Annotated in this window: 6 protein-coding genes and 1 pseudogene; 4 read left to right on the top strand and 3 right to left on the bottom strand. The window is 67.1% G+C overall.

The features are described from left to right. From WAW85_RS08610 to WAW85_RS08595, 4 genes and pseudogenes are all read left to right on the top strand, one after another. Positions 1-239, top strand: a pseudogene (locus WAW85_RS08610) (hypothetical protein); the annotation flags it as partial. Between the two features lie 22 nt (positions 240-261). Continuing rightward, the gene (locus WAW85_RS08605) at positions 262-1,908 is read left to right on the top strand and encodes a DNA repair helicase XPB (RefSeq protein WP_422559203.1); all 1,647 of its coding nucleotides are present in this window, start codon (positions 262-264) and stop codon (positions 1,906-1,908) included. A 4-nt stretch (positions 1,909-1,912) separates the two neighbouring features. Beyond that, positions 1,913-3,121, top strand: coding sequence for a pyridoxal phosphate-dependent aminotransferase (locus tag WAW85_RS08600; RefSeq protein WP_422559202.1), 1,209 nt, complete (start codon positions 1,913-1,915; stop codon positions 3,119-3,121). A 34-nt stretch (positions 3,122-3,155) separates the two neighbouring features. Continuing rightward, on the top strand, positions 3,156-3,794 hold the full coding sequence (locus WAW85_RS08595; protein WP_422559201.1) for an alpha-ketoglutarate-dependent dioxygenase AlkB: 639 nt from the start codon (positions 3,156-3,158) through the stop codon (positions 3,792-3,794). A 24-nt stretch (positions 3,795-3,818) separates the two neighbouring features. Here WAW85_RS08595 and WAW85_RS08590 read toward each other — a convergent pair whose 3' ends face one another. The 3 genes from WAW85_RS08590 to WAW85_RS08580 all read right to left on the bottom strand — a co-directional run bounded on the left by WAW85_RS08590 (position 3,819) and on the right by WAW85_RS08580 (position 7,045). Further along, on the bottom strand, positions 3,819-4,697 hold the full coding sequence (locus WAW85_RS08590) for an oxidoreductase (RefSeq protein ID WP_422559200.1): 879 nt from the start codon (positions 4,695-4,697) through the stop codon (positions 3,819-3,821). Between the two features lie 8 nt (positions 4,698-4,705). Further along, positions 4,706-6,421 (bottom strand): adenylate/guanylate cyclase domain-containing protein, encoded by a 1,716-nt coding sequence (locus WAW85_RS08585; protein ID WP_422559199.1) that lies wholly within the window; start codon positions 6,419-6,421, stop codon positions 4,706-4,708. A 75-nt stretch (positions 6,422-6,496) separates the two neighbouring features. Continuing rightward, entirely contained in the window at positions 6,497-7,045 is a 549-nt protein-coding gene (locus WAW85_RS08580) for a YceI family protein (RefSeq protein WP_422559198.1), read from the bottom strand. Between the last annotated feature and the right edge of the window lie 154 nt (positions 7,046-7,199).

Genomic DNA, 7,199 nt, shown 5'->3' with positions numbered 1-7,199 from the left:
AACCTACCCAGGCCGCCATCCGGGTGACCGGCGGCGGGGAGAGCACTACCGCGCTGGTCCAGCTCGCGCTGCGCACCGGACGCCAGGTTCGGCTCGGCTACGTCGACGCGCACGGGAGCGCCAGCCGTCACATCGTCACGCCACGCGCCCTGTCGGCCGGGCAGCTCCTCGGCAGTTCCGGCGCCGACGAGAATGCGCGATTCTCGCTGTACCGGATCACCAGCCTGGAACTCTTGTAAGCCCAGTAGGCACAATGGACAGGTGACTGACGGACCCCTTATCGTCCAATCGGACAAGACTGTACTGCTGGAGATGGACCACCCGCAGGCTGGTGCCGCACGCGCGGCGATCGCGCCCTTCGCCGAACTCGAGCGCGCACCCGAGCACGTCCACACCTACCGGGTGACACCGCTGGCTCTGTGGAACGCCCGCGCCGCCGGGCATGACGCCGAGCAGGTGGTCGATGCGCTCGTCACCTTCTCGCGCTATCCGGTACCGCAACCGCTGCTCGTGGACATCGTCGACACCATGGGCCGGTTCGGGCGGCTGCAACTGGTGAAGAACCCCGCGCACGGACTGATGCTGGTCTCCCTGGACCGCGCAGTGCTCGAAGAGATCCTGCGAAATAAGAAGGTGGCGCCGATGCTCGGTGCACGCCTCGACTCGGACACCGTCGTGGTGCACCCGTCCGAACGCGGGCGACTGAAGCAGGCTCTCCTCAAGATCGGCTGGCCCGCCGAGGATTTCGCCGGGTACGTCGACGGCGAGGCGCATGCGATCAGCTTGGAGCAGGACAACTGGGAGTTGCGCGACTACCAGCAGTTGGCCACCGACTCGTTCTGGGCGGGCGGCTCGGGCGTGGTGGTGCTGCCCTGCGGCGCAGGCAAGACGATGGTGGGCGCGGCCGCGATGGCGAAGGCACAAGCGACCACGCTGATTCTGGTGACCAACACCGTCGCGGGCAGGCAGTGGAAGCGTGAACTGATCGCGCGGACCTCCCTCACCGAGGACGAGATCGGCGAGTACTCCGGCGAGCGCAAGGAGATCCGCCCGGTCACCATCGCGACCTATCAGGTGATGACGCGCAAATCGAAGGGCGAGTACCGCAACCTCGACCTCTTCGACTCCCGCGACTGGGGCTTGATCATTTACGACGAGGTGCACTTGCTCCCGGCTCCAGTGTTCCGGATGACCGCAGATCTCCAGTCCCGTCGTCGGCTCGGACTGACCGCCACGCTCGTCCGCGAGGACGGTCGTGAAGGCGACGTGTTCAGCCTCATCGGCCCCAAGCGCTACGACGCCCCCTGGAAGGACATCGAAGCGCAGGGCTGGATCGCTCCGGCCGACTGTGTAGAAGTGCGGGTGACCATGTCCGACGAGGAGCGGCTGCAGTACGCCGTCGCCGAGGCCGACGCCAAGTACAAGCTCTGCTCCACGGCACACTCCAAGCTGCGCGTGGTGCGCGCGATCCTGGCGCAGCACCGGGGGGCCCAAACCCTGGTGATCGGGGCCTACCTCGATCAGCTCGAAGAACTCGGCGCGGCGCTTGACGCGCCAGTGATCCAGGGAGCAACGCGTAACGCCGAGCGCGAGAAGCTCTTCGATGCCTTCCGACGCGGCGAGATCACCACTTTGGTGGTGTCGAAGGTCGCGAACTTCTCCATTGATCTCCCCGAAGCTGCTGTGGCAGTTCAGGTTTCAGGCACTTTCGGATCCCGACAGGAGGAAGCCCAGCGTCTCGGTCGCCTACTCCGACCGAAGGCCGACGGCGGGCAAGCGCACTTCTACTCCGTGGTCTCGCGAGACAGCCTCGATGCCGACTACGCGGCGCACCGACAGCGATTCCTGGCCGAGCAGGGCTACGCGTACCGCATTATCGACGCCTCCGATCTGCCCATGGTGGACTGACGCCATGGCTCTGGTGCAACGCCTACAGCCGTTCGCGACCACGATTTTCGCGGAGATGTCGGCGCTGGCGCTCGCCCACGACGCGGTGAACCTCGGCCAGGGTTTCCCCGATACCGACGGACCCGCCGCGATGCTCGCGGCGGCGCAACGGGCGATCGCCGACGGGCACAACCAGTACCCGCCGGGCATCGGGATCGGCGAACTGCGCGAGGCGATCAGCGCGCAGCAGGCCCGCGACTACCATCTGCACTACGACCCCGATACGCAGGTGCTGGTGACCGTTGGTGCCACCGAGGCGATCGCCGGTGCCGTGCTCGGCCTGGTGGAGCCGGGCCGCGAAGTGATTCTGATCGAGCCGTACTACGACTCCTACGCCGCCACGGTTGCTCTGGCTGGCGCGCGGCGGCGCACCGTGCCGCTCGTGACCGATGGCAACGGTTTCCGCCTCGACCTCGATGCGCTGCGCGCGGCGTTCGGACCGGACACCGCGGCCATCATCGTCAACACTCCGCACAATCCGACCGGCACGCAACTGACCGACGGCGAGCTCGCCGAGATCGCCAGGCTGTGCGTCGAGCACGACGTCATTGCGATCGCCGACGAAGTCTACGAACGTCTGCTGTTCGGTGGCCGTATCCACCGCCCGCTCGCCTCCTTCGACGGCATGAGGCAACGGACGCTCCGTATCTCCAGTGCGGCAAAGACTTTCAACGTCACCGGGTGGAAGGTCGGATGGGTCAGCGGACCGGCCGACCTGGTCGCGGCCGCACGCGGGGCGAAACAGTACCTGAGTTACGTCGGGAGCGGGCCCTTCCAGCCCGCAGTCGCCCTGGCCCTGCGCAGCGAAGCCGACTGGGTCGCCGAGAACGCCCGCAGTCTGGAGGCCAAAGCCGCCCGGCTCTCATCGGCGCTGTCCGACGTCGGCTTCGGCGTCCACCACACCGACGGCACCTACTTCGTGGTAGCCGATCCGCGACCCCTCGGCTACCACGACGGCGCCGCTTTCTGCCGGGAACTCCCCGCCCGTATCGGGGTCGCGGCGGTCCCGGTGAGCGCCTTCGTCGACCCCCCTTCGACGGGGCTCAGGGATCGTCCGGACCGGCTCAGGGATCGTCCGGACTGGAGCCCCCTGGTCCGCTTCGCGTTCAGCAAACGCGATGATGTCCTCGCCGAGGCGACCCGCCGTCTCCGCACTCTCGGCGACCGCAGTTAGCACATTTGTTCGATCAATGGCGTACGATGGCGCCATGCTCGGCATCCAGGAGTCCCTCTTCGACACCGTCGACGCCGCACCGCAGGCCGCGCCGATCGTGCACGGACTCGGCAACTCGGTCCGGCGCCGCCGCCTGGAACACGGCGCGTGGGTGGACCTGCGCCCCGGCTGGCTCAGTGCGGCCACCGGATTCTTCGAGCAGCTCTCGGCGACGGTCCCCTGGCGCGACGAGCAAGTCCGCATGTACCAGCACACCGTCCCGGTACCGCGGCTGACCGCCGCCTACCCCGCCGACGCCGCCCTGCCCGATCCGCTGCTCACCGCCCTGCGCGACGACCTGAATCACCACTACGCCGCCGAACTCCCCGAACGATTCGTCAGCGCCGGACTGTGCTTGTACCGCGACGGCCACGACAGCGTGGCCTGGCACGGAGACCGGATCGGTCGCGGCGCCTACCTCGACACCCTGGTTGCGATCGTCTCGCTCGGCTCGCCGCGCGTCCTGGCCCTCCGACCACGCGGAGGCGGCCCGGCGCTCCGGTTCACCCTCTCGGGCGGCGATCTGCTGGTGATGGGCGGCAGTTGCCAGCGGACGTGGGATCACGCGGTGCCCAAGCGCCCCGGCGCCGGGCCGCGAATGTCGATCCAGTTCCGTCCGCCCGGCGTTCTCTAGACTGCTCGCGACAGACCGCGCTCGTTACACCGCGATATCCACGCCGGTGAGCTCAGTTGCCTTGTCCCACAGCCGATTCCGCAATTCCCGATCGTCGGCGGCACGACGGCGGCCGACCACGGCGGGCGCGCCGCGGAGTTCCCCGAAGCCGTTGGGTCCGTAGTACTCACCATTGGCCGCGTGCGGCGAGGTAGCGGCAAAGAGCGCGGGCAGCGCACCGGCCGCCGGGGACTGCGCGATCGGCGTCAGGTTCCCGAGCTTCATCACCCACTCGAACGGTGTCTCGGTGTGCCCCTGCAGCTCGGTCGCAGCGTACCCCGGGTGCGCGGCAAGAGAGTACTTCGCTGAACCCGCGCCACCGAGTCGGGCCGCCAATTCCAGCGCGAACATCAGATCCGCCAGTTTGGAGTCGCCGTATGCGGTCCACCTACTGTATCGGCGCGACTCCCAGTTGAGGTCGTCGATGTTCAGGCGGGCGCGCTTGTGCATCAGCGACGAGAGGGTGACCACGCGATCGCTGATGCGGTCGAGGATCAGTCCGGTCAGTGCGAAGTGTCCGAGGAAGTTGGTGCCGATCTGCATTTCGAAACCGTCGGCGGTGCGCGCTTGCGGCACCGCCATCACCCCAGCGTTATTGATCAGTACGTCGGCCCCATCGAAGCCGTCGGCGAAGGCCCGAACGGAGGCGAGGTCAGCCAAATCGAGCGGGGCAACGGTAGCAGTGCGGCCGATAGCGTCGGCCACCCGCTGCGCTTTCTCCACGTTGCGGCACGCGAGCGTCACCTGCGCGCCCGCAGCACCCAGCGCGAGCGCCATCTGCTCACCCAAACCGCTGTTGGCGCCGGTGATCACGACCCGACGACCCTCTTGTTCGGGCATATCTGCCAGCGTCCATTCACCCATGCGTATTCCTATCGATTCCGGCCGAGATTCATCAGGTTGCCCAAAACGCTACCCAACGTCGGCGGCTCCGGGCGATGCGCCATGGTGGCCGGCACATAGATTTCCGTCTCCTCGGCGCGTCCCCGCAACCGGATGCGTTCGACGGGGCGCCAGTGCTCCGCCTCGGCGGCGCTGGCGGCCGCGATGGCATCACCGCTCGCGCAGACCGGCGCCACACTCTCTTTGGCCCGATCAGACAGTCGCGCCGCCTCGTTCACCGAATCGCCGATCACCGTGTACTCATAACGGCTCGCGGCGCCAATGTTGCCAGCGAACACCGTGCCGTAGCCGATACCCATCCCCCATTCCAGCGGCACCGTCTCGCCCAACGCCGCGGCTAGTTCCCGGGCGGCAGCCAATGCGGCGCCAGCCGGATCGTCGTGCGGGGTCGGCGCGCCGAAGACGATCAATGCGGCATCGCCCTCAAACTTATTGATCAGTCCGTCGTAGGTTTGCACCACCCGGGCCACCACCGAGAAGAAGACGTTGAGCACCGCCGCGGTCTCCTGTGGATCGCGCTGCGTGGCGAACGACGTCGACCCGGTCAGGTCGACAAAGATCACCGCGACCTCGGTGTTGGCGCCGGTCATCTCGTCGATCCCGGAAATCGCCAGTTCGGCGACCCGGTCGCCGACGTGTTTGGAGAACAGGGCCCGGATGCGCTCACGTTCGGCAAGTCCGTCGAGCATGCTGTTCAGTCCACTCTGCAGAACGCCGAGCTCGGAGGAGTCGTAGACTGCCACCCGACCGCTCAGTTCACCGGCACCGGCGGCCTCGACCACGCGTCGCATCTCCGTCAGTGGGTCAGCAATCGACCGGCCGACCAGCATGACGACGATCAGCCCGGAAATCAGGGCGACCAGGGCCAGGACCACCGACACCCAGTCCACCAGGCCAGCCACCGGGGGGAGCCACTGAAATTGGCGACCCACGTTGATCGCAAGCAGGCCGACCATCGGGACCGCCGAGGAGACCAGCCAGACCACGAGCATCCGCTCGCGCACGCCGTGCACGACCACCGGCTCGGAGGTCCCCTGCATGGCGAGCACGGACATCGGCCGGGCAGCCGATTCGGCGAAGAGGTAGCTCAGTGAGCACGATGTGGTTGCCGACAGGATGAAGGCACCCGCAGCGACGGCCAGGAAGGTCGCACTGACGTCGGCAACGAGCACGTAGCAGACGAAGCCGGCGATCCAGCCGACGAGGTCGGCCATCACCTGCCGTGAGGGAATGCGGGCCACCATCTCCCGACGTCGGGCGTCAGCCGGTTCGCCGGAGAGGAACCATTGTGCCTGCGGGCGGAGCAGCAGCGAGGAGGCCACCACGCTCACCGCCGCCCCTACCAGCACCGCAATCAGGATGGCGACGAAGCCAGGGTGTTCGGCTTCGGCCTGAAAGGTCATCCGGCCACCGGTATAGGAAAGCAGGATCAGGACGAAGATCTCCAGGCCAATCAGCAGCCGGAAGCCGAACCATTCGAGCCGGGTGCCGACGATGGTGCGGCGCAGGACCCGAAGTCGCAGGTCCGCGTCGATGCTCTGCCACTCGGAGGCAAGCAACTCCCGGTCCGCACCGTGCAAGGCATCGGCGTCGCGCAGCGCTGCGGTCGCCCAGTGTCGCAAGCTGAGGGCATCGACGCGGTCGGCGACCCCGTGGAGCATCCGACGGATCTGCTGTATCGGCAACGCACACCTCCCCGCAGTCGGACCCTGCGAAGAGAGTACCGACTGCGGGGAGGTGCAGTTACCTGAAGCCGCGGCTCAGGACTGGAACACAGCTTCGATGTCGAGGGTGAGGGTGATCTTGTCGCCGACCACGGTGCCGCCGGTCTCCAGCGGCATGTCGATGTCGATACCGAAGTCGCGGCGGTTGATCACCGTACGAGCTTCAAAGCCAGCGACCTGCCCGTGACCCATGCCCGGGTTGACGCCGTTGAACTCCAGGGCGAGGTCGACTGGGCGGGTGACGCCCTTGAGCGTGAAGTCACCGCGCACCACGTAGTCGTCGCCGTCGGCGGCCACCGAGGTGGAGACGAACACGGCCTTCGGGAACGTCTCCGCATCAAAGAAGTCCGCGGAGCGGACGTGCGCATCGCGCTGATCGTTGCCGGTGGTGATCGAGTTGACGCCGATCTCCGCGGTCACCGACGGCGTGCCGTCGGCCGCCACAGTGATGGCGCCGGAGACGTCCGCGAACTCGCCCCGCACCTTCGACACCATCAGATGCCGCACGGAAAAGCCGACGGTGGTATGTGCCGGATCGATGGTCCAGGTACCGGCGGGCAGCAGAGAGAGTACGGAGAGCGACATGGAATGACTCCTTAGGTCGGGATGATCGAATGTGTCACACCAGTCAACCGGACCCTGGTCCGTTTTCTTCCGGATGTGAGCCAACTCACGTTGTTCCGTGCAGCCACTCGCTGGTCGCGTCGATCACCGTGGCCTGCTGGTCATCGCCGAGGGC

This window comes from Gordonia sp. (in: high G+C Gram-positive bacteria), assembly GCF_049299075.1.
Lineage (GTDB): Bacteria > Actinomycetota > Actinomycetes > Mycobacteriales > Mycobacteriaceae > Gordonia.
The sequence above is the reverse complement of the archived record's forward strand: the minus strand, read 5'-3'. Positions and strand labels throughout refer to the sequence as shown.